The sequence below is a fragment of the Clostridium sp. UBA5119 genome (assembly GCF_002414285.1).
Taxonomy (GTDB): Bacteria; Bacillota; Clostridia; order Clostridiales; family Clostridiaceae; genus Clostridium_J; species Clostridium_J sulfidigenes.
Map to the genome: position 1 here is coordinate 294 of NZ_DHYX01000114.1, position 1,844 is coordinate 2,137.

The window sequence follows — 1,844 nt, forward strand, 5'->3', positions numbered from 1 at the left end:
ATGTGGTTGTAAATTATATAATGGAAATGCGTAATTATTTCAACATGAAAATGTAGGATTTTATGCATTTCTATTTTTTATGTATTTCGTATAATGTAATTGATTTTACTAAGAGAGAAGGTGCAGAATGCGAAAAGACATTGAGAATAAAATTTATTCTTATACTAGGGAGGAGAGATATTTGATTAATAAGAGCGAGTTGGCAAGAAGATTAAATTGTGATCCGCGAACAGTGAATAGGTATCTTAAAATTCAATGGGGAGAGATAGCGCCTAAGAAATTCAGCCGTATCTACAAGTCTGTTTTAGACGACTATAAGACAACAATAAAATACAAAGTTGATACATATGGAGCTACCGCTATGGTAGCATACAAGTTTATTCAAAAGAAAGGTTATTCCGGTAAATATTCAACTGTTGCAGAATTCATTAAGAACCATAAAAATGAAGAAATAATTAAGGCTACAATTAGATTTGAAACCGCCCCGGGTTTACAGGCCCAAGCGGATTGGAAAGAAGAACTTACGATGATTAGTAAGTATGGGGAGGTGTTAAAAGTAAATATATTTTTGATGGTGTTAGGTTACGCTAGAATGAAATTCCTTCATTTAACTACTGATAGGACTCAAGCTACGCTTTTCTTATGTATGATAGAGGCGTTTAAGTATTTTGAAGGTATTCCCCATGAAATTCTATTTGATAATATGAAAACTGTGATTGATAGAAGTAAATCTACTTTTTCTAATGTTGAATTTAATAAGACATTTAAATACTTTGCTAATGACTTAGGCTTTAAGCCTATTGCTTGTAGAGCATATAGGCCACAAACCAAGGGAAAAGCGGAATCTTTAGCAAAATTAACTAACCGTTTGGTAGTATATAATGAAGAATTTGAAGGTTATTCAGAACTAGAAAACATTGTTAGATCATTTAATGAAGAAATAAACAATGAAGTATCTCAGGCTACGAACGAAGTTCCTTTGCTGAGATTTGAAAAAGAAAAAGAGTATCTCAAGCCTCTACCACTAATGGACATGCTATTATCGTATATCTCCTGGGAAAAAGTATATACGGTTACTAAAGAATCCATGATTAAGTATAAGGGTAAAAAATACTCTGTTCCAACCAAATATATTGGTAAAAAATTAAATATTACCGAAATTGGTGATGGTAATATCAATATTTATTATAATAACGATTTTATTGTTTGTCACTCTATAAGTGATAAACCTTTTAATTACAAATTTGATCATATGCATCAAATTTTGAAGTCTGACGCTTGCAAACATTTATCAGATGGAGAAATTACTGAGTTTATTAATGAGAATATGTCTATGCTGGACATTATTATAGGAGAGTGAATAATTTGTATTCAAAACTATTAAACAATCTTGAAAAACTAAAACTAGATGAAATGTATTCGTATATTCCTACTTACTTAAATGTTGTAACACAAAAGAATATAAGTGTATTAGAAGCCATTGTTCATCTTACTGATAAGGAAATAGAGTATAAAACTGAAATGGCTTCAAAGATTCAAATAAGTGTTGCAAATTTTCCTTATGTTAAGAGTTATGATGAATATGACTACGACTTTCAACCTTCGGTAAGTAAATCTCAAATCAAAGATTTATGCACATTACGGTTTATTGAAAAGAAAGAAAATATATTATTTTATGGCACGCCATGTGTGGGTAAAACCCACCTGGCGGCAGCCATTGGTATTGAAGCAGCTAAGAAACGTCAACTAACATATTTTATAACCTGTCACGATTTGATTCAGAATCTTAGAAAAGCTTACCATGAAAATAGGTTAGAGATAAGATTAAAGCATTACAGTAAATA

The 1,844-nt window shown here is 30.9% G+C and carries 2 protein-coding genes; both read left to right on the top strand.

Features of this window, described 5'->3' with window-relative positions:
• The first annotated feature begins 181 nt into the window (after window positions 1-181).
• Window positions 182-1,360 carry an IS21 family transposase gene (istA, locus tag B2671_RS17245; RefSeq protein WP_346871524.1) on the top strand — a complete coding sequence of 393 codons (1,179 nt, stop codon included), beginning with the start codon at window positions 182-184 and terminating at the stop codon, window positions 1,358-1,360.
• Window positions 1,361-1,365: 5 nt separating this feature from the next.
• Window positions 1,366-1,844: ATP-binding protein (locus B2671_RS17250; protein WP_346871525.1), on the top strand; the 479-nt coding region annotated here is incomplete at its 3' end.